18 protein-coding genes are annotated in these 19,626 nt (G+C 68.6%); 5 read left to right on the top strand and 13 right to left on the bottom strand.

What is annotated here, in order from left to right; all coding sequences use genetic code 11:
* Positions 1 to 33 precede the first annotated feature (33 nt).
* Positions 34 to 639 (top strand): DNA-binding response regulator, encoded by a 606-nt coding sequence (locus BJQ95_RS03210; RefSeq protein WP_130178648.1) that lies wholly within the window; start codon positions 34 to 36, stop codon positions 637 to 639.
* A gap of 49 nt (positions 640 to 688) precedes the next feature.
* On the opposite strand, the gene BJQ95_RS03205 is transcribed toward BJQ95_RS03210, so the two are convergent.
* The 4 genes from BJQ95_RS03205 to BJQ95_RS03190 form a co-directional block, all read right to left on the bottom strand.
* Positions 689 to 1,966: an MFS transporter gene (locus BJQ95_RS03205; RefSeq protein ID WP_130178616.1), complete on the bottom strand. Its 1,278-nt coding sequence runs from the start codon at positions 1,964 to 1,966 to the stop codon at positions 689 to 691.
* Positions 1,967 to 2,023: 57 nt separating this feature from the next.
* Positions 2,024 to 2,335: a thiamine-binding protein gene (locus BJQ95_RS03200; RefSeq protein WP_130178617.1), complete on the bottom strand. Its 312-nt coding sequence runs from the start codon at positions 2,333 to 2,335 to the stop codon at positions 2,024 to 2,026.
* A gap of 2 nt (positions 2,336 to 2,337) precedes the next feature.
* Positions 2,338 to 3,552: a glycosyltransferase 87 family protein gene (locus BJQ95_RS03195; protein ID WP_205750194.1), complete on the bottom strand. Its 1,215-nt coding sequence runs from the start codon at positions 3,550 to 3,552 to the stop codon at positions 2,338 to 2,340.
* A 134-nt stretch (positions 3,553 to 3,686) separates the two neighbouring features.
* Positions 3,687 to 4,529: an ADP/ATP-dependent (S)-NAD(P)H-hydrate dehydratase gene (locus BJQ95_RS03190; RefSeq protein ID WP_130178618.1), complete on the bottom strand. Its 843-nt coding sequence runs from the start codon at positions 4,527 to 4,529 to the stop codon at positions 3,687 to 3,689.
* Between the two features lie 22 nt (positions 4,530 to 4,551).
* On the opposite strand from BJQ95_RS03190, the gene BJQ95_RS03185 reads away from it, so the two are divergent.
* Positions 4,552 to 5,688, top strand: a complete 1,137-nt coding sequence (locus tag BJQ95_RS03185; RefSeq protein ID WP_240694868.1) for an NADH:flavin oxidoreductase/NADH oxidase — start codon at positions 4,552 to 4,554, stop codon at positions 5,686 to 5,688.
* Between the two features lie 25 nt (positions 5,689 to 5,713).
* Here the strand turns inward: BJQ95_RS03185 and BJQ95_RS03180 are convergent, their stop codons facing one another.
* Complete coding sequence (locus tag BJQ95_RS03180; protein WP_130178619.1) at positions 5,714 to 6,091, bottom strand: VOC family protein; 378 nt, start codon at positions 6,089 to 6,091, stop codon at positions 5,714 to 5,716.
* Positions 6,092 to 6,234: 143 nt separating this feature from the next.
* On the opposite strand from BJQ95_RS03180, the gene BJQ95_RS03175 reads away from it, so the two are divergent.
* Entirely contained in the window at positions 6,235 to 7,077 is an 843-nt protein-coding gene (locus BJQ95_RS03175) for a Cof-type HAD-IIB family hydrolase (protein ID WP_130178620.1), read from the top strand.
* On the opposite strand, the gene BJQ95_RS03170 is transcribed toward BJQ95_RS03175, so the two are convergent.
* The 3 genes from BJQ95_RS03170 to BJQ95_RS03160 form a co-directional block, all read right to left on the bottom strand.
* A complete protein-coding gene (locus tag BJQ95_RS03170; protein WP_130178621.1) occupies positions 7,074 to 8,132 on the bottom strand; it encodes a hemolysin family protein in 1,059 nt (352 codons plus the stop codon). The genes BJQ95_RS03175 and BJQ95_RS03170 overlap by 4 nt on opposite strands.
* Complete coding sequence (locus BJQ95_RS03165) at positions 8,129 to 9,499, bottom strand: hemolysin family protein (protein WP_130178651.1); 1,371 nt, start codon at positions 9,497 to 9,499, stop codon at positions 8,129 to 8,131. Before BJQ95_RS03165 ends, BJQ95_RS03170 begins: the two co-directional genes overlap by 4 nt.
* Positions 9,500 to 9,631: 132 nt before the next feature.
* Entirely contained in the window at positions 9,632 to 11,071 is a 1,440-nt protein-coding gene (locus BJQ95_RS03160; protein ID WP_130178622.1) for a GuaB1 family IMP dehydrogenase-related protein, read from the bottom strand.
* Between the two features lie 135 nt (positions 11,072 to 11,206).
* On the opposite strand from BJQ95_RS03160, the gene BJQ95_RS03155 reads away from it, so the two are divergent.
* A complete protein-coding gene (locus BJQ95_RS03155; protein ID WP_130178623.1) occupies positions 11,207 to 14,956 on the top strand; it encodes a multifunctional oxoglutarate decarboxylase/oxoglutarate dehydrogenase thiamine pyrophosphate-binding subunit/dihydrolipoyllysine-residue succinyltransferase subunit in 3,750 nt (1,249 codons plus the stop codon).
* A 132-nt stretch (positions 14,957 to 15,088) separates the two neighbouring features.
* Here BJQ95_RS03155 and BJQ95_RS03150 read toward each other — a convergent pair whose 3' ends face one another.
* The 3 genes from BJQ95_RS03150 to BJQ95_RS03140 all read right to left on the bottom strand — a co-directional run bounded on the left by BJQ95_RS03150 (position 15,089) and on the right by BJQ95_RS03140 (position 18,264).
* Positions 15,089 to 17,311, bottom strand: coding sequence for an MMPL family transporter (locus BJQ95_RS03150; protein WP_130178652.1), 2,223 nt, complete (start codon positions 17,309 to 17,311; stop codon positions 15,089 to 15,091).
* Positions 17,312 to 17,440: 129 nt separating this feature from the next.
* Entirely contained in the window at positions 17,441 to 17,704 is a 264-nt protein-coding gene (locus BJQ95_RS03145; protein WP_088455336.1) for a GlsB/YeaQ/YmgE family stress response membrane protein, read from the bottom strand.
* A gap of 104 nt (positions 17,705 to 17,808) precedes the next feature.
* The gene (locus BJQ95_RS03140; RefSeq protein WP_130178624.1) at positions 17,809 to 18,264 is read right to left on the bottom strand and encodes an Asp23/Gls24 family envelope stress response protein; all 456 of its coding nucleotides are present in this window, start codon (positions 18,262 to 18,264) and stop codon (positions 17,809 to 17,811) included.
* A 159-nt stretch (positions 18,265 to 18,423) separates the two neighbouring features.
* Between BJQ95_RS03140 and BJQ95_RS03135 the strand changes: the two genes are divergently transcribed.
* Positions 18,424 to 18,753: a hypothetical protein gene (locus BJQ95_RS03135; RefSeq protein ID WP_130178625.1), complete on the top strand. Its 330-nt coding sequence runs from the start codon at positions 18,424 to 18,426 to the stop codon at positions 18,751 to 18,753.
* Here BJQ95_RS03135 and BJQ95_RS03130 read toward each other — a convergent pair.
* Entirely contained in the window at positions 18,750 to 18,992 is a 243-nt protein-coding gene (locus BJQ95_RS03130) for a zf-HC2 domain-containing protein (RefSeq protein ID WP_130178626.1), read from the bottom strand. The two genes, BJQ95_RS03135 and BJQ95_RS03130, sit on opposite strands and share 4 nt — an antisense overlap.
* Positions 18,989 to 19,603 carry a sigma-70 family RNA polymerase sigma factor gene (locus BJQ95_RS03125; protein ID WP_205750195.1) on the bottom strand — a complete coding sequence of 205 codons (615 nt, stop codon included), beginning with the start codon at positions 19,601 to 19,603 and terminating at the stop codon, positions 18,989 to 18,991. The genes BJQ95_RS03130 and BJQ95_RS03125 overlap by 4 nt, the downstream gene beginning before the upstream one ends.
* Positions 19,604 to 19,626 lie beyond the last annotated feature (23 nt).

The raw sequence follows: 19,626 nt of genomic DNA, 5'->3' as shown, positions 1-19,626 counted from the left end.
CCCATCCGGTTGGCCCTGGTCGACGACCACCGGATGCTGCTGGGGGCGCTGACCGAATGGATCAGAGGCGCGGCAGACGACATCAACATGGTGGCCGCCGTGACCACCTGGCCGGAGCTCCTCACCCACCCGGAGTTCCCCGTGGATGTGGTCCTTCTCGACCTGGACCTCAAGGACAACATTCCGGTCTCGCTCAAGATTTCCACCCTGAAGACGGCCGGGGTGAAGACCGTGTTGATGAGCACCTACTCCGAACCTGCCCTGGTGCGCGAGGCCCTCGCCGCCGGCGCCCTGGGCTACCTCGTCAAAACCGAGGAAGCCAGTACCATCGTCGAGGCCATCCACGCCGCTCACGTCGGGGAGTCCTATATCTCGGCCGAACTCGACCTCGCCCTGCACGCGGGGTCCGCCGGCAGCTCGCCGCGGCTGAGCGCGCAGGAACGCCGGGTGATGGCGCTGTACGGCGCCGGCGAGCCTGTGAAGGCCGTCGCTCACCAGCTCGGCATCTCTGAGGAGACCGCGAAGTCGTACCTCAAGCGGATCCGCGAGAAGTACCGTCTGGCCGGGTTCGATGTCGGCACGAAGGTGGCGCTGCGCAAGCGCGCCATCCACGACGGCATCCTGCTGCAGTCCGACTGAGACAGCACTGCCGGGTCACCGCACAATCACGGCCGGGTCGGCGCAACGCTCAGTCCGTGCCGACCACCGTGATCAGCGAGGTGCCGTACGGCACGTGCAGGCCACGCTGCCGACGTGACCGGTCGATCGCGAAGGTGACCACGGCGAGCGCCAGGCCCACCAGGCTCAGGCCGAAGCCGACCCAGATCGGGGCGAGGTAGCCCAGGCCGCCGGCGATGACGATGCCGCCCAGGAACGCGCCGAGCGCGTTGCCGAGGTTGAGCGCCGAATGGTTGAGGGCCGCGGCAATCGACTGGCTGTCGTGGGCCACATCCATCAGCCGGGTCTGGATGGTCGGCGATAGCGCCGACGCCGACGCGCCGACCAGGAACACGCCGATCAGCAGGCCGGCCAGGTGCTGGGCCGAGAACGCCAGCAGCAGCAACGCTGCGAGCATCACGGCGAAGAACGTGTACATGCTGCGCCGCACACTGCGGTCGGCGAACACGCCGCCGGCGAAGTTGCCCACCGTCATGCCCAACCCCACCACCACGAGCACGAGCGGCACCGCGAGCGCCGGCAGCCCGGTGACCTCGATCACCAGCGGCGCCACGTAGGTGTACACGGCGAACAGGCCGCCGAACCCGACGGCTCCGATCAGCAGTGCGAACCAGACCTGCAACCGGCCGAAGGCGCGCAGTTCGTTGCGCATGGTGGCACCGGGATTGCCGGCCTGGAACGGCACGGCGACGATCACGGCGACGAAGGTCAGCGCGAAGAGCGCAGCCACGGCGATGTAGGCGACCCGCCAGCCGGCAACCTGGCCGAGCCAGGTGATCGACGGCACCCCGATGACGTTGGCGATGGTGAGGCCGGACAGCACGATCGCGACCCCGCGGGCCCGCTTGCCCGGGCCCATCAGCTCGGCTGCGACCAGGGACGCGATACCGAAATAGGCGCCGTGCGGCAGCGCGGCGACGAACCTGGCCAGGAGCACCAGGCCGAAGGTGGGCAGCAGTGCCGAGGCGATCGTGGCGAGAGTGAAACAGGCCAGCAGTACCAGCAGCAGCTGCTTGCGCGGCCACCGGGCCGCGGCCGCCGCGATCGTGGGCGCCCCGACGACGACGCCGAGCGCGTACGCGGAGATGAGCCAGCCTGCCTGGGCGTTGGCGGCATCCGGCGACGAGGCGTAGAGACCGGGCAGCAGGTCGGCGGCCAGGTTGGGCAGCAGCCCCATGGCCACGAACTCGGTGGCGCCGATCGCGAAGCCGCCGAGGGCCAGGGCCAGGAGGGCGAGGCGAACGCGAGCCGGCGACAGGCGCGTCGCATCGTCGGTGAGTGAGGGCATCCCCTCAGAATACGGGCCGGTCGTGTCGGCGGCGTTACGCACCGGCCGGTCGGGATGTCACGCCGCTCCGCCGGCCTCACCCATGGCCGCTTCGAGGCGGTCCAGCTTGGCGGTCAGCTCACCCGAGTAACCGGGCCGGATGTCGGCCTTGAGCACCAGCGACACCCGGGAGCCGAACGCTCCCACGGCATCCGTCGCCGCTTTGACCACGGCGAAGACCTCGTCCCAGTCGCCTTCGATCGTGGTGAACATCGAGTCGGTGTGGTTGGGCAGGCCGGACTCCCGCACCACGCGCACGGCGGCGGCGACGGCGTCGTGCACCGAATCGGTCGGGCCGCCGGAGGGGGCGACGGAGAAGGCGACAAGCATGGTTACTCCTTGAGGATCGAACGGTGCGTGAGCGCACCGGGTGCGGCGTGAGGGGTCTCTGACAGTGTTGCCGCTGACCTGCCGAGCCGCCAGATACGGCGCACCATCCAGCCCAGCAGAACCAGCTCCAGCAGGTTCCGCAGCGACAGGATCAGCACCATCACCGGGGTGGTGGCGAGCAGGTCGTTGTAGAAGTACGGGTAGACGATCTGGGTGAGCGCGACCATCCCGAGGGCCACCAGCGCCGGGCCCCGCCAGTCTCGCGGGGCGGCGACCAGGCCGAGGATCAGCGGCGCGGCCAACCAGATCATGAACTGCGGCGAACCCACCTTGTTGACCGCGATCAGGGTGAGCACCAGGGCGAGCAGCAGCGGGGGGAAGAGCAGGTCGGCCGCGGCGCCGGCCCGTTGGGCGCGCCAGCCGAGCAGCAGCACCGCGGCGACGCAGAGGGCCAGCAGCGGGGTCAGCACCGCGGCAACGACGTCGGTGCCTGTTCCGATCACCTGGTAGGTCAGGATCTGCTGGTCGTAATAGACGAGGGTGCCGGGGATGCCCAGGGCCGACTGCCACAACCACCAGGACGCCACCGGCGCTTCGATCTGGATGCCCCGGTTGGTCTGCTCGGAGATGAAACTGAGAATGGTGAGCCCGCTGCCGGCGGCGAGGGCCACCCCGATGATCAGCGCGGAGGTGCCGGCGAAGGCCGCCAGCACCTGCCAGCGCCGCTTCGAGGCCACCACCAGCGCGATGATCGCCGCGACCGGCCAGACCTTGACCCAGGTGGCCACCGTCAGCAACACCGCGCCCCAGACCGGCCGGCTGCGGAGCCACAGCAGCCCCAGGATGGCCAGCGGCGCGGTGACCGAGTCGATCCTGGCCAGCGCGACCGGGCCGAGCAGCAGCAGGAACAGCAGCCACCACCAGGCGGCCGTGGCCGCCGCATAACTGGGCCGGCGTCCGATCAGCACACCGAAGGCGACCCCGTTGACGAGGCTCACCAGTCCGAGCCAGGTGAGCGCGTAGAGCGGGGCACCGAAGAGAAGTGCCGCGAGGATCGGGGCCAGGGCCAGGATCGGGTAGACGAAGTCGGTGTCGATGCCCAGCCTGACGGCGCCGGAGGCAGTGGACTCGGCCCAGCCCAGGTACACCCGTTCCACATCGCCGAGCGGCCAGCCGATGCCGCTGAGGTTGAGCAGGATGAGAATCGCGTGCACCACGGCGAAGCCGCACCACAGTGCTACCGGGCGCAGTGCTACCGGGCGTGGTGCTACCGGCCGTGGTGCGACGGGGCGACGCGGGGATTCGGGCACGCTCCACTGTGGCACAACGTCCCGGCTCCTCGGCACGCCGGTCAGGCCAGCAGCGCCGCGATGGTCGCCGGAACGGCCGCGGCGATGTCCAGCGCAAGAATCGGGCCACCGCCGGACGCCCGGTCCGCGGCCGCGCCGTGCACGAACGCGGCCGTGGCGGCGAGCGCGGCGAGCGCGTCAGCATCCGCGTCGATGCGGGCGGCGTTGGTGGCCAGCAGGGCGCCGAGGATGCCGCCCAACACATCGCCGGAGCCCGCCGTCGCCAGCCAAGCCGGCGCGCCGGACACCGTCAGCCGAATACCGGATGCCGAGGCGACGTGGGTTGTGCTGCCCTTCAGCAGCACCGTGACACCGAGCAGGCCGGCGGCACGGACCGCCCACTCGCCCGGCTCAGCCGCGATGTCCGCCACGGCAACGGTCTCCCCCGAGCGGGCCAGCAGCCCGGCCAGCTCCCGGTAGTGCGGGGTGATCACCCTGGCTCCGGTGCCGGCACCGACAAGGTCCAGCGCGCCGGCGTCCAGGAGCGTCGGCAGACCCTGCCTGAGGGCCTTCTGCAGCTGCTTGGTAGTCTCGGCGCTGCGGCTGTCGGCGTCCATTCCGGAGCCGAGCAGCCAGGCCTGCACCCGGCCGTCGGCCGTCACGGCCTCGGGGCGGCGCTGCAGCACCAGGGCGCCGACCCGGCGGGGCCCCAGGTAACGCAGCATGCCCACCCCGGTGCGGCTCGCGGCCTCGACGCCGAGCACCGCGGCACCTGGATACTCGGTGGACCCGGTGCGCACGCCCAAGACCCCCCGGCTGTACTTGTCATCGGTCGCCTGCGGCACCGCGATCCAGTCGCGGGCCTGGGCGGCCTCCCATTCCAGCCATCGTCGCGGTTTCGCCATGCCCTCACGATAGGTTGTTTCGGTGTCCGATATCAGAGCAGCCCTCTCCCCCGCCGCACCCGGTTCCGCCCAGGCGGTTTCACTCTTCGACCCGATCAGCCTGCGTGAGGTCACCATCCGCAACCGGCTCTGGGTCGCGCCGATGTGCCAGTACTCGGTCGACGGCCGTGACGGCGTGCCCACCGATTGGCACCTCGTGCACCTGGGTTCGATGGCCGCAGGCGGCGCCGGCCTGATCGTCACCGAGGCCACCGCGGTCAGCCCGGAGGGCCGCATCACCGACCGGGACACCGGCATCTGGAACGACGCTCAGACCACAGCGTGGGCTCGCATCGTCGACTACCTGCACCGTCAGGGCGCCACCGCGGGCATCCAGCTCGCCCACGCGGGCCGCAAGGCATCCACCTGGCCGGCCTGGGGAACACCCCGGCGCGGCAGTGTGCCCGCCGACCAGGGCGGCTGGCCGGCGCTGGCGCCGTCGGCCATCCCCTTCCCCGGCTACGCGGAGCCGGTTGCGCTGGATGCGGCCGGGATCGAGGGCGTCATCGCCGAATTCGCCGCCGCCGCCCGCCGTGCCCTGACCGCGGGCTTCGACGTGCTGGAACTGCACGCGGCCCACGGCTACCTGCTGCACCAGTTCCTCTCGCCGCTGAGCAACCTGCGCACCGACGAGTTCGGCGGGTCGCTTCAGAACCGCGCCCGACTGTTGCTGCGTGTCGTCGAGGCCGTGCGGGCCGAGGTCGGCGAGAGCGTTCCGTTGCTGGTGCGCTTCTCCGCCACCGACTACGCGGTTGACGGCTGGACCGTTGACGAGACCGCGGTCGTCGCCGGATGGGCCGCCCAGGCCGGTGCCGACTTCTTCGACGTGTCCTCAGGCGGCAACGTCACCGGTGTGCAGATTCCGCTCGCACCCGGCTACCAGGTGCCGTTGGCACGGTTCGTGAAAGACCACGCCGCCGTGCCGGTCAACGCCGTCGGCCTGATCACAACGGCCGGGCAGGCGAACGACATCATCGCCTCGGGGGCGGCGGATGCGGTGATGCTCGGCAGGGAGTTCCTGCGCGACCCGCACTTCGCTCTGCGTGCCGCCCACGAGCTGGGGGTGCACCTGGACTATTGGCCCGGCCCGTATCTGCGGGCCACCTGGCCGGAGGCCTAAGCGACCCCCGGCCCGGCGCGCTCGTCTAACCGTCCTGCGCGACGCAGAGGATGTTGCCCTCCGAATCCTTGAACCAGGCCGCGCGTTCCGCACCGGTGGTGGCGATCCCGTCTTCGGTCTTCAGCCCGGGCATATCGTACTCCTCGAACACCACCCCGGCCTGGCGCAGCTTGGCGACCTCGGCCTGCACATCGGGGGTCACCCAGAGCAGCACGGTGTTCTTGGCCGTTCCGGCGTTCTCGGTTTCATACAGCAGCACGGCCGCGCCGGCTGGGGTGCGGTAGCGCAATTCACCCTCGCGCTCCTCGGCCGGCTCGAGGCCCAACTTGTCCTTGTAGAAGGACTTCGCCCGCTTCAGATCCTTGGCCGGAAGAACCGCGGCGGCTTCCAATTGACTCAACATGAGACACCTCATTCCCTTTCTGCCGATCAGGGTACGCCGCCCGTCCCCCGCCAGCGAGGGCTGCGGTCACGGCGTAGCATGCAAGAGGAGCCCGTCGCCCGGTGTCTTCCCCACCGAAGACCACCAAGAGGACTGCTCCCCCAATGATCCACCCGACGGAACCGGCCGACATCCGCCTGATCGCCTCCGACATGGATGGCACCCTGCTCGACGCCGACGGGGCCGTCCCGGCGAACTTCTGGCCGCTGCTGGAGCGCATCCTGGCGGCCGGGATCCTGTTCTCCCCGGCGAGCGGGCGGCAGTACCAGACCCTGCAGGCCGTCTTCGGCGACCGGGACGGCCTGGTCTATATCGCGGAGAACGGCACGAACGTCGTGCGCGACGGCGTCAGCATCGCCCGGCAACCCGTGGTCGGCTCGATCATCCTGCCGATCGTCGAGTGGGTGCGGGCCCAGGCGGCCGCGGGGGCCGACCTCGGCATCGTCGTGTGCGGCGCCCGAAGCGCCTACATCGAACGCACCGACGAGGACTTCGTGGCCCAGGTGCGCCCGTACTACGCGGCGTTGACCACGGTCGCCGACGTCACGATCGCCGCCGACGGTGACGACGTGCTCAAGCTGGCGATCTTCGACGCCGGCCGCGCCGAAGCCCGCACCGGACCGGCCGTTCTCGCTCTGGGCCTGCCCGCCGACGTCGTCAGCTCCGGCGCCGACTGGGTCGACATCATGCGTCCGGGCGCGAACAAGGGCCAGGCGCTCATCCACCTGCAGCAGCACCTGGGCATCAGCCGGGAGCAGACCATGGCCTTCGGCGATTTCCTGAACGACGCCGAGATGCTCGACGCCGCCGGGCACTCGTACGCCGTCGCCAACGCCCACCCGAGCATCCGCGCCCGGGCCAGGCACCAGGCCCCGTCGAACCTGGACGAGGGTGTCATCACCAGCATCCTCGCGGCGCTGCCGACGCTGGCACCGGCGCCGTCCTAGAGCCGCCGGGTGGCGTCCTGCACTTCGCCGACGAGCTCCTCGATGATGTCTTCAAGGAAAAGCACCCCGGTGGCGTCACCGGTCGCGGTGAACGTGCGGGCCAGGTGCGCTCCGGAGCGCCGCATGGTGGCGAGGGCATCCTCCAGGTCGGTGTCTTCGAAGATCGACACCAGTTGGCGGATGAGCTTGGCCGGGATCGGGTCCGTGTAGCCGTTGGTGCCGCTCTCGACGGGGTCCACGTTGAGGCCCAGCACGTCTTTCAGGTGGATGTACCCGGCCGGTTCGCCGCCGGCATTGTCGAGGACGTATCGGGAGAAGCCGTGCCGGGTGACGGCCTTCTCCACGTCGGCGGGCGTGGCCGACTCGGGCAGACTGACCAGCTGGTCAAGCGGCACCGCGATGTCCCTGGCCTTGCGGGTGGTGAATTCGAACGCCGCGGTGAGGGCCCCCGAATCGTCGGTGAGCACACCCTCCCTGGTGGACTGCGTGACGATGGTCGCCACCTCGTCGAGCGTGTAAGTGCTCGTCGCCTCGCTCTTGGGCGCCACGCCGAACAGGCGCAGCACCCCGTTCGCCGTGGCGTTCAAGGCCACGATGACCGGCTTGACCAGGCGGCCGAAGAACACCAGCGGCGGGGCCAGGATCAGCACGGCCTGGTCGGGGACCGAGAACGAGAGGTTCTTGGGCACCATCTCGCCGAACACGACGTGCAGGTACGACACGATCAGCAGCGCGATGACGAACGCGATCGTGCCGATCACCTCCTCGGGGAGCCCGGTGAGCTCCAACGGGATCTCCAACAGGTGGTGGATCGCCGGCTCCGACACGTTCAGGATCAGCAGCGAACACACGGTGATGCCCAACTGCGAGGTCGCCAGCATCAGGGTGGCATGCTCCATCGCCCACAGCGCGGTCTTGGCGCTGCGCTTGCCGGCCTCAGCGAGGGGCTCGATCTGGGAGCGCCGTGCGGAGATCACCGCGAATTCCGCCGCCACGAAGAACGCGTTGCCGAGCAGCAGCACGAACAGCCAGCCGAGTCCGGCCCAGTCGCTCATCGGCCGCCCTCCCTGGTGGTCTGGGTCGAAGTGGTCACTGCTGCCTTCTGGATGGTGCGCACGGCGCCGGTCGCGGGTGCGCCGGGCTCGACGGGGTCTGGGGTGTAGCGCAGGCGGTCGATGCGGCGGCCGTCCAGCCGCTCCACCCGCAGCTCGCCGGTGCTGATGCGCACGATGTCCCCCACGACGGGCAGTCGGCCGAGTTCGCTCATCACGAAGCCGGCGACGGTCTCGTACGGGCCGTCCTCCGGCACGATCAGCCCGGCGCGCTCGTGGAGTTCGTCCGGCCGCAACATGCCGGGGAAGGTCAGGGAGCCGGTCCCGCGCACGATGCCGGCCCTGGTACGGTCGTGCTCGTCGGCCACCTCGCCGACGAGTTCCTCGACCAGGTCCTCCAGGGTCACGACACCGGCGGTTCCGCCGTACTCGTCGACCACGACCGCCATCTGGAACCCGCGGCCGCGCAGCTCGCCGAGCAAACCGTCCAGTTTCATGGTCTCCGGCACCCGCAGGGCCTCAGACTGCAGGGCCGACACCGGCACATCCGAGCGTCGTTTGCGGGGCACGGCCACGGCCTGCTTGACGTGCACGATGCCCACGACGTCGTCGGCGCTCTCGTCGATGACGGGGAAGCGGGAGTAACCGGTCTGGCGGGTGAGGTCGATGACGGCCTGGGCGCTGGCGTTGCGCTGGATACTGGCCAGGCGGGGTCTGGGCGTCATGACGTCGGAGGCGGTGTGCCCGGCGAACAGCAGGGTGCGGTGCAGCAGGGTGGCGGTGTCTTCTTCAAGGAGGCCCGCGCTGGCGGACCGGCGGACCAGTGAGGAGAGTTCCTCGGCGGTGCGGGCCCCGGAGATCTCTTCCTTGGGCTCGATGCCCACCGCTCGGAGCAGCCCGTTGGCGCTCTCGTTCAGCACCGTCACCGCGGGCCTGAACACCGTGGTGAACACGGTCTGGAACGGGATGACGACTTTGGCGGTGTGGATCGGCAGGGCCAGGGCGAAGTTCTTGGGCACCAGCTCACCGATGATCATCGAGATCAGGGTGGCGAGCACGATGGCGACGGTGGATCCCACCACCGGAACCACGGCGGCAGGGAGGCCGGCCAGGCCCAGCGCCGGCGCGAGCAGGGAGCTGATCGCCGGCTCCATGGCATAGCCGGTGAGCAGCGTCGTCAGGGTGATGCCCAGCTGGGCGCTGGAGAGGTGTGTCGAGGTGATCTTGAGCGCGGCGATGGTCATCGCCAGGCGGGTCTCGCCGCGGCTCTGGCGCGCCTCGAGTTCGGAGCGGTCGAGGTTGACCAGCGCGAATTCGCTGGCCACGAACAAGCCCGTGCCCAGGGTCAGGATCAGGCCGATCCCGAGCATGACCCACTCAGACACGGGCAGCACCGCCGCGGGTCACGGGCGAGGGTTTATGGTCGGGTGAATTCGCAGAAGGGGGGTCGTCCATTAGAGGATCAACTATACCGGCAGTGCCTGTGCGGTTTCACGGGAGTGTCACCAGGAAACCACTAGCGCCTTCCCCTCTTCGTAGCCTGCTGCGGACTGGATTCCGACCTTCGCCCGGTCGTGGAATTCGGCCACGCTGGCCGCCCCCGCGTAGGTGAACGAACTGCGCACGCCCGACGTGATCATGTCGAGCAGGTCTTCAACCGAGGGGCGCAGCGGGTCGAGGTAGATCTTCGACGACGAGATGCCCTCGGCGAACAGGGTCTTGCGGGCCAGTTCGTAGGCGTCCAGGCGGTCGAACCGTTCGCGCACGGCCTTCGTCGATGCCATCCCCCAGCTTTCCTTGTAGAGGGCGCCGGAGGCGTCGGTGTCCAGCCTGCCCGGCGCTTCGATGGTGCCGGCGAACCAGGAGCCGATCATCACCGAGGCGGCCCCAGCGGCGAGCGCCAGCGCCACGTCGCGCGGGTAGCGCACCCCGCCATCCGCCCAGACGTGCGCGCCGAGTTTGCCGGCGACCTCGGCGGTCTCGATCACGGCGGAGAACTGCGGACGGCCGACGGCCGTCATCATGCGGGTGGTGCACATGGCACCGGGACCCACGCCCACCTTGATGATGTTCGCGCCGGCGCCCACGAGGTGCTCGACGGCGTCGGCGGTGACCACGTTGCCGGCCACGATCGGGATGCCGAGATTGAGTGCCGAGACGGTCTTCAGGGCGCGGAGCATGCCGTCCTGGTGGCCGTGCGCGGTGTCGAGCACCAGAACGTCCACCCCGGCGGCGGCCAGGGCGCGGGCCTTGGCGGCGACGTCGCCGTTGATGCCGACGGCGGCCGCGACCAGAAGCCGGCCCGAGCTGTCGACCGCGGGCTGGTACAGGGTGGCGCGCAGGGCGCTTTTGCGGCTCAGGGTGCCGATCAGCTTGCCGCGGCGGAGCACGGGCGCGAAGTCGAGGTCGGCGGCGGTCATCACATCGAACGCCCGACGGGGCCCGTCGATGTCCTCGGCGTCGAGCGACGCGAGCGGACCGTGCAGGAGGTCGCCCAATCGCGCATCCGGCAGCGCAGAGCCGAGCCTGGCCGCGTCGATGCAGCCCAGGTAGGCGTCGTGCCCGTCGTTGATGACCAGGCCCTGGCCCTCCACCGGCGGAACCTGGCGCAGCGCATCGGCCACCGTGGCGTCCGGCGCGAACACGAACGGGGTGTCGAACTGTACGGGCTGGGACTTCACCCAGCGGATGGCCGCGTCCAGATCCTGCAGGTGCATGTCCTGCGGCAACACGCCGAGGCCGCCGCGCCGGGCAAGCGATGCCGCCAAGCGGGGTCCGGTCACCGAGTTCATGTTCGCCGAGACGATCGGGATGGTGGCCGCGGTGCCGTCGCCCGGTGCGAGTGATACGTCCAGGCGGCTGTTGATCGCCGACTGGCTGGGCACCAGGAAGACATCGGAATAGGTCAAGTCGTGGCGGGGTACCGCTCCATAGAACTGCATGTTTTTAACGCTAGTCCCCGCAAAGCCGTACCGGTGCAGCACCTCGATGGGATTAGTCTTGATATCAACACACTGACCCGGCGGTTGTGATCGCCATGGACAATCAGAATCAACGAAGAGAGTGGGCGATCAGCTGTGTCGAACCAGTTGACCGGCGGTGGGTCCGAAGAAACGGCCTCTGCTGAATTCGGAGCCAACGAATGGCTCGTAGACGAATTTTACGAACGTTACCTCATCGACAAGAACTCGGTGGATCAGTCGTGGTGGCCGATCCTGGACAGCTACCACCAGACGGCGACGGCGTTGAAGCAGGCTGAGGGCGCCGCCCCGGCGTCCGATGGTGCCGCGGCGCCGGCCGCCGAAGCGCACCCGATCACCGCGCCGATCCCGGTCCTTGGCGGCCCGCGCACGGCCCGCACCACGTCGATCGCCCCGAAGCCTGAACCCGTTCCGGCCGACGCGCCGATCACCACCCCGCAGCCCGTGATCTCCGATGCGGCCCCCGTGGTGCCGCAGGACGTCGTCACTCCCCTGCGCGGCATGGCCAAGAGCCTGGCGGCCAACATGGCCACCAGCCTCACCGTGCCCACCGCCACGAGCGTGCGCACCATCCCGGCCAAGCTGCTGATCGACAACCGCATCGTGATCAACAACCACATGAAGCGGGCCCGCGGCGGCAAGGTGTCGTTCACCCACCTGATCGGCTGGGCGCTGATCCGGGCGCTGAAGATGTTCCCCAGCCAGAACGTCTACTACGACGAGGTCGAGGGCAAGCCGTCGGTGATCGCCCCGGCCCACGTAGGCCTGGGCATCGCGATCGACCTGCCCAAGCCCGATGGCACCCGGTCGCTGATGGTCCCGGCCATCAAGCGGGCCGACACCATGACCTTCGGCGAGTACCTCACCTCCTACGAGGACCTGGTCGGCCGTGCCCGCAAGGGCAAGCTCACCGCCGACGACTTCTCCGGCGCCACGGTGTCGCTGACCAACCCCGGCGGCATCGGCACCGTGCACTCGGTACCGAGGCTGATGAAGGGCCAGGGGTGCATCATCGGCGCCGGCGCGCTGGACTACCCGGCCGAGTTCATGGGCGCGAGCGTCAAGACCCTCACCGGCCTGGCCATCTCCAAGACCATCACCCTGACCAGCACCTATGACCACCGGGTCATCCAGGGCGCCGGCTCGGGCGAGTTCCTCAAGATCGTGCACGAGCTGCTCATCGGCCAGTACAACTTCTACGAAGACATCTTCGCGGCGATGCGCATCCCGTACGACCCCATCCACTGGGCCCCCGACATCAGCGTCGACCTGGCCAGCGCCGTGGACAAGACCGCCCGCGTGCAGGAACTGATCAACGCCTACCGGGTGCGGGGCCACCTGATGGCCGACATCGACCCGCTCGAGTACCAGCAGCGCACCCACCCGGACCTCGACATCGCCAGCCACGGCCTCACCTTCTGGGACCTGGACCGTGAATTCATCACCGGCGGCTTCGGCACCAAGCGCACCATGCTGCTGCGCGACATCCTGGGGGTGCTCCGCGACTCGTACTGCCGCACGACGGGCATCGAGTACATGCACATCCAGGACCCGGCCCAACGCAAGTGGGTGCAGGAGAAGATGGAGAAGACCTACGTCAAGCCCACCCACGATGAGCAGATGCGCATCCTCGGCAAGCTCAACGAGGCCGAGGCGTTCGAAACGTTCCTGCAGACCAAGTACGTCGGCCAGAAGCGCTTCAGCCTGGAGGGCGGCGAGTCCACCATTGCCCTGCTCGACCAGATCCTGCAAGGGTCGGCGGACGCCGGCCTGGACGAGGTCTGCATCGGCATGGCCCACCGCGGCCGGTTGAACGTGCTCACCAACATCGCCGGCAAGACTTACGGCCAGATCTTCCGTGAGTTCGAGGGCACCCAGGACCCCCGCAGCGTGCAGGGCTCCGGCGACGTGAAGTACCACCTCGGCACCGAGGGCACCTTCCGCGGCACGAACGGCGAGGAGGTGGCCGTATACCTGGCCGCCAACCCGTCTCACCTCGAGGCCGTCGACGGTGTGCTCGAGGGCATCGTGCGCGCCAAGCAGGACCGCAAACCCATCGGCACCTTCTCGACCCTGCCCGTCCTGGTGCACGGCGACGCCGCCATGGCCGGCCAGGGCGTGGTCCTGGAGACCCTGCAGATGTCGCAGTTGCGCGGCTACCGCACCGGCGGCACCATCCACCTCGTGGTCAACAACCAGGTCGGCTTCACCACGCCTCCCGGTGAGGGCCGCACCTCGGTGTATTCCACCGACGTGGCAAAGACCATCCAGGCGCCGATCTTCCACGTGAACGGCGACGACCCCGAGGCCGTCGTGCGGGTCGCCGAGCTGGCGTTCGCGTACCGGCAGGAGTTCAAGCGCGACGTCGTGATCGACCTCGTCTGCTACCGCCGGCGCGGCCACAACGAGGGCGACGACCCCTCGATGACGCAGCCGTTGATGTACAACCTGATCGAGGCCAAGCGCAGCGTCCGCAAGCTCTACACCGAGGCGCTGGTCGGACGCGGCGACATCACCCAGGCGGAGTTCGAAGCGGCCCACGCCGACTTCCAGGACCGCCTGGAGCGGGCGTTCCTGGAAACACACGCCGCCCAGACCTCCTCGATCCCGATCATCACTCCCGGTGAAGCGGCCGCGGCGGCGCGGGGGCTCTCCGGCAACGGCGCGCCGGACGACGCCGTCGGCGAACCCGAGACCACCGGGGTTCCCGAAAGCACCGTGCACCTCATCGGCGACACCTTCAACAACAAGCCCGCCGGATTCACCGTGCACAACAAGCTGCAGCAGTTGCTGCAGAAGCGCCTGGACATGAGCCGGAACGGCAACATCGACTGGAGCTTCGGCGAACTGCTCGCGCTCGGGTCGGTGCTGCTGGAGGGCACCCCGGTTCGTTTCGCCGGCCAGGATGCCCGCCGCGGCACCTTCGTGCAGCGCCACGCGGTACTGCACGACCGGATGAACGGCCAGGAGTGGTTGCCGCTGGCGAACCTGAGCGAGAACCAGGCCAGGTTCTGGATCTACGACACCCTGCTCAGCGAATACGCGGCTATGGGCTTCGAATACGGCTATTCCGTGGAGCGGGCCGACGCGCTGGTGCTCTGGGAGGCCCAGTTCGGCGACTTCGCCAACGGCGCCCAGACCATCATCGACGAGTTCATCTCCTCGGCCGAGCAGAAGTGGGGTCAGCGCTCCAGCGTCGTGCTCCTGCTTCCGCACGGCTATGAGGGCCAGGGCCCCGACCATTCGTCCGCCCGGATCGAGCGATACCTGCAGATGTGCGCCGAGAACAACATGACCGTCGCCCGCCCGTCCACGCCCGCGTCGTACTTCCACCTGCTGCGCCGCCAGGCGTACATGCGCCCGCGGCGTCCGCTGATCGTCTTCACACCCAAGTCGATGCTGCGCCTGCGCGGGGCGACCAGCCCGGTCGCTGACTTCACCAGCGGCAGGTTCGAACCGGTCATCGACGACGCGCGGATCCAGGACAAGGCCGCCGTGAAGCGGGTGCTGTTCATGGCCGGCAAGCTCTACTACGACCTGTTGGCCGACCTCGAGAAGAACCCGAACCCCGAGATCGCGCTGGTCCGCCTCGAGCAGTTCTATCCGCTGCCCGGTGCCGAACTCAAGCAGGTCACCGAGCAGTACCCGAACGCCGAACTGGCCTGGGTGCAGGACGAGCCGGAGAACCAGGGCGCCTGGCCGTTCTTCTACCTGCAGACCAACAAGCTCGGCACCCGGCCGATCCGGCTGTTCTCCAGGGCCGCGTCGGCCTCCCCCGCCGCGGGTTCGGCCAAACGGCACGCCGCCGAGCAGACCCAGCTGATCGCGAACGCCCTCACCCTCTAGCGACACCGCGCAAGGGGAAGGGCCGCTCCCCACGGAGCGGCCCTTCCTCTTTCTCGTTCCCACCTCTGACTCGCCCTTTTTGGCTAGTGCGGGAGGCTCCCCGCTAGCAAATATGGGCGAGTCATGGGGTGGTTAGACGCGCTCGCGCGGGGCCGCGGTGGCGAGCTTGCTCGGCCACCAGATCTTCGGGCCGATGTCGTGGGCCAGCGCCGGGACCAGCAGCGACCGCACCACAAAGGTGTCCAGCAGCACCCCGAACGCCACGATGAACGCCAGCTGGGCCAGGAACAGGATCGGCAGCACCCCGAGCGCGGCGAACGTCGCGGCCAGGACCAGGCCGGCCGAGGTGATCACCCCCCCGGTCGCGACGAGTCCGCGCAGGATGCCGGTGCGGGTGCCGAACCGGATCGATTCCTCCCGCACCCTGGTCATCAGGAAGATGTTGTAGTCGATGCCGAGCGCGACCAGGAAGACGAACCCGTAGAGCGGGACCACCGGGTCGGCGCCCGGGAAGCCCAGCACCCCGTCGAACACCCAGGAGGACACTCCCAGCGCGGCGGCGAACGAGAGCACAACGGTGGCCACCAGCAGCACCGGGGCCAGGATCGACCGCAGCAGCAGCATCAGGATGACCAGGATGACCCCGAGGATGATCGGGATGATCAGGTTGCGGTCGTGGATGGCGGTGTCGGTGGTGTCAACGGCGATGGCCGTCGTACCGCCGACCAGGACGGTTCCGGGGACGTCGTCGAGGGAGACCCTGAGCTCACGTACCGTCGCCTCGGCGGGGGCGGAGTCGCCCGCGTCGGTGAGGGTGGCCTGCAGCAGGATGTCGCCGTCGATCACGGTCGGCTCGCCCGCCGGGGTCCCGGGAGGGCCGAAGGCCTGCACGCCGTCGGTGGTGACCGGCAACGAACCGCTGACCGAGTCCGTGGAGAGCACCGTGACGGAGTCGACCCCGTCGTTGGCCAGCAGCACATCGGTCATCGCCTGCAGTTCGGACTCCGGTCCGATCACGACAGCCGGGGTGCCGGAGCCGCCGGGGAAGTGCTCCCCGACCACGGCCTGGCCGTCCCTGGCCTCGGAGGCGCCGAGCACGAATTCGCTCTGCGAGACGCCGTCGGCCTTGAACTGCAGCGCCCCGATCGACGCGATCGCCAGCAGCACGGTGCAGGCGATCCAGATGAGCCTGGCCCGCCGGTTTACCAGCCGTGCCAGCCACGGCCAGACGCCCTTGGCGTTGGCGCCGTCCAGGCCGGGGTGGGCGGAGCCGAGCTTCGGGCGCACCGGCCAGAAGGCGGCACGACCGGCCCACAGCATCAGCGCAGGCAGCAGGGTCAGCGCGGCGAGGAGCGCGAAAGCGATCCCGATCGCCGCAACGGGTCCGAGCGCCTTGTTCGAGTTGAGGTCGCTGAAGAGCAGGCAGAGCAGGCCCACGATCACGGTGCCACCGGCGGCGAGGATCGGTTCGAAGGAGCCGCGCAGGGCGACGAGGGTCGCATCCCACTTCCTGGCGTTGTCGCGCAACGCCTCGCGGAACCTGGCCACGTAGAGCAACGAGTAGTCCGTCGCGGCGCCGATCACCAGGATGAACAGGATGCCCTGAGTCTGCCCGGTCAGGATCAGCACGTCGGCGCCGGCCAGGGCCACCACCACGAGAACGGACGCGCAGAGGGCGGCGAGGCTGGTGAACAGTACGATCAGGGGCAACAGGGGCGACCGGTAGAGGATCACCAGGATCACCAGGACGGCCGCGAGCGCGGTGAGCAGCAGGATGCCGTCGATGCCGGCGAACGCACCGGTCAGGTCCGCGATCAACCCGGCGGGCCCGGTCACGTAGGTGTCGATGCCGTCGATCGGGTTGTCGGCCAGATAGGCGCGGATCGACTCGACGGTGTCGGCGGGTTTGATCTGAGTGTCCAGGGTGAGAATGGCCTCGGCGGCCTCGCCGTCCTCCGAGAAGGTCGCCGGCGACGCACTGTCGGTCACAACCCCGTCCAGCTGGGCCAGGTCGGCGATCTGAGCGCTGATGGCGCTCTGGTCGGCCTCGGTGAGCCCACCGACACGCTCATAGACCAGCACCCCGGGCAGTACATCGTCGCCGCGGAATTCGGCCTGCAACGACTGGACCTTGGTCGCGTCGGCGCTGGCGGGCAACTGCTGCACCTGGTCGTTGGTCGACACGTCGCTGATCCGGCCGAACGAGGCGCCGCCGGCACCGAACATGACGAACCAGACCAGGATCAGAATCGTGGGAATCAGGATGCGCAACCACAGCGGCACCCGGCTTCCGGAGCCGGATCGGGCCGGCGGGAGTCCGGTGTCTGGGCGCGGTCCGGGGTCAGTGGTCTTCATCACAGTGCCGAGACTAGGCCGGTCCGGGCGGCGCAGTCGTCGTCCGAAAGTTTGAAGATACGCCGACAGGCGGCACCCGCACCCGAAGGTGCGGCGTGCCGCCTTTCGCGGACGGGAATCCCGGTGGGATTACGCCTTGCGACGGCCTACGGCGAAGCCGTAGATCAGGAGAACGATGATGGATCCACCGATGGCAAGAAGCCAGGTCTGGATGGAGAAGAAGTCTTCCAGCGGTGCGCCGAAGAGCGCGCTACCGAGGAACCCGCCGAGCAGTGCGCCGACAACGCCGAGCAGAAGCGTGATGAACCATCCGCCGCCCTGGTTGCCCGGGAGGATCAGCTTGGCGATGGCGCCCGCAAGGAGGCCGAGAAGAAGGAATCCGAAGAACCCCATGGAGTGTCTCATTTCTGTTGGTGTGGGTACTGCTGGTGTTTCGAAACTGGCTGTGCAGTCCGACCTGGCTCTGGCGAGCCGGGCTTGATTACGCGGCCGGGAGCCTAGGCGACGTCAGTGTCGTCCGGCTCCTCGGCCACGTAAATGTCTGTGATGGTCACGTTCACTGTCGATACCGCGATTCCCACCAGGCCTTCGATGGCACCGGTCACGGTGGCGCGGATCTGATCGGCCAGGGCCGTCAGGGGCACCGGGTAGCCGGCGACGAGGGTGATGTCGACGGCGACGTCGGTGTCGCCCATCGTCACGGAGATGCCGGGGTTGACGTCGGCGTTGCCGACGGCATCGAGGATCGCCCCGAGTGCCCTGGTCGGCGCGGTGCCCAAGGAGTGCACACCGGGGATCTCCCGCACGGCGAGGGCGGCGACCTTGGCGATGACGCCGTCCTTGATGGTCGTGACTCCCTCACCCACCCGGTCCCCGGCGCCGTCGCTGACCTCTGGGGCGTTCGCCGGCAGGGCGGTCGCCGCGTTCGGCTGTGCGGGGGTGTTGCTGGACATCCGGGGGGCTCCTTGATCGACGGCGATGAGGGCAGAATCTGCATCGTCTTAGTTACGACGCGACCAACCGCGGATTCGTCACGAAATTGGCAGGAAAGTTTTTCGCCGCCGAAGATCTACAATAATCTGGTCCCCCCCGTTCCCGAGACTGGAGACGCCATGAGCACCACCACGAAGCCCACCGAGGAACTGGCCGCCGTTGTCGAACAGGTTCCCGGCGTCGACGAGTTGTACCCGGCAGCGCCCATCCTGACCACCCTCGTTCACCAGGTGGTCGGTGCGCTCACTGCCAGGCCCACGAGTCCAGAGCTGATCACGCTCACCGAAACCGCCGAGGGCCTCACAGCATCCGTCGCCATCGGGATCTCGGACGCTGACGCGGCGACGGAAGTCTGCCGTAGGGTCTACGACACCATCGAGGAGTACTTCGTCGCGTCCGGCGACCCTGCCGTGACGTCGATCGAAGTGAAAGTGGCGCGAATCGGCTAGTGGGCCGACTGGATGGCGCGCAACCGCTGCAGGACTTGGTCGCGCAGGTCTTCCGGTGCGGTCTCCTTGCAGGCGCGCTGCATCACGTCGGTGAGGGTGCGGCCCACGTGGTGCTCGCTCCGGCAGTCCTGGCAGTGCTCGAGGTGCTCCCGGATGTCGAGGGCGTCCTCCTTGCGGAGTTCGTTGTGCAAATACTCTTCGAGTTCGGCTTTGGCCTTCTCGCAACCGCAATCGGTCATTTTCCTGTGCTCCCGGATGTCTTCTTGATCGGTGCGCTCTGACCCGTGCCGAGGCCGCGCTCCTGGGCATACCCGGCCAGGAGCTCGCGCAACAGTCGGCGGCCGCGGTGGAGGCGGCTCATCACGGTACCGATGGGTGTTTTCATGATTTCGGCGATCTCCTGGTAAGAGAAGCCTTCGACGTCGGCGAAGTACACCGCCAGCCGGAAGTCCTCCGGGATCGATTGGAGGGCGTCCTTGACGGCGCTGTCAGGCAGGTGGTCGATCGCTTCGGCTTCGGCGGAGCGGCTCGACGTCGCCGTCGTGGATTCCGCGCCGCCGAGTTGCCAGTCCTCGAGGTCGTCGATGGTGCCCTGGTAGGGCTCGCGCTGCTTCTTGCGATAGGTGTTGATGAAGGTGTTCGTGAGGATCCGGTACAGCCACGCCTTGAGGTTGGTGCCCTGCTCGAACTGCTTGAACGACGCGAACGCCTTGACGAAGGTTTCCTGCACGAGGTCCTGGGCGTCTGAGGGGTTTCGCGTCATGCGCATCGCCGCTGCGTACAGCTGGTCGATGAACGGCATGGCCTGTGCTTCGAACAGGTCCCGCATGTCAGTCGTATCTGTTGTCATCACGGACAATTCTAAGCGATCGA

This window comes from Cryobacterium sp. SO1 (assembly GCF_004210215.2).
In the GTDB taxonomy this organism is placed as follows: Bacteria; Actinomycetota; Actinomycetes; order Actinomycetales; family Microbacteriaceae; genus Cryobacterium.
This window is presented reverse-complemented; position numbering and strand designations above follow the sequence as displayed.